This is a genomic window from Brucella grignonensis, from assembly GCF_002252505.1.
GTDB classification, from domain to species: domain Bacteria; phylum Pseudomonadota; class Alphaproteobacteria; order Rhizobiales; family Rhizobiaceae; genus Brucella; species Brucella grignonensis.
Genome location: NZ_NNRL01000012.1, coordinates 1 through 546 on the forward strand (window position 1 = coordinate 1; position 546 = coordinate 546).

Below are 546 nucleotides of genomic sequence, written 5' to 3' on the forward strand. Positions count from 1 at the left end.
GCTCTATGTAAGAGGGCGACACATTGGTTGTATTTTTCCGTCGCGGACTGGCCTTCCCGCTGAAAACACGTCCGTTTGAGAGTTGGATGTTTCACCCTGCTTCTTTGTTCTTGATGAGTGGAAATCAACAGTAGTGCTGACACACCTTTGGAAAAATGTTCATCTGCTCCCCTCCTGAGACGCTGCGCAGTCATGACAGAGGCCGTCTGGACGGCCATCAGCGAACTTTTGTCCCGCCTGCCCTTCGGGCACCAGCTTCCTTCTAACCAGAACGAGTCGTGTCGACCATGAGCTCCAATGCACTGAACGATAGTTTCGTACCGGATCTTGTCGCGATCCGTCATGACCTCCACGCTCATCCAGAGATCGGGTTCAAGGAGAAACGGACATCGAAGATCGTCGCCGATCTGCTGCGGTCCTGGAATATCGAGGTCCACACCGGCTTCGGCACGACCGGCGTGGTCGGCATCCTCCACGGCTCGCGCGGCGCTGGGTCGAGGATCGGCTTGCGCGCCGACATGGACGCATTGCCGATCGTGGAGGAGA

1 protein-coding gene and 1 pseudogene are annotated in these 546 nt (G+C 56.8%); one reads left to right on the top strand and one right to left on the bottom strand.

The genetic code is table 11. From position 1 onward, the window contains the following. Positions 1-218 (bottom strand): hypothetical protein (locus tag CEV33_RS24145; RefSeq protein WP_208620107.1); only part of this gene is annotated, 218 nt, incomplete at its 3' end. A gap of 69 nt (positions 219-287) precedes the next feature. Here CEV33_RS24145 and CEV33_RS23555 point away from each other — a divergent pair. Continuing rightward, positions 288-546: pseudogene (locus tag CEV33_RS23555) on the top strand (amidohydrolase); the annotation flags it as partial.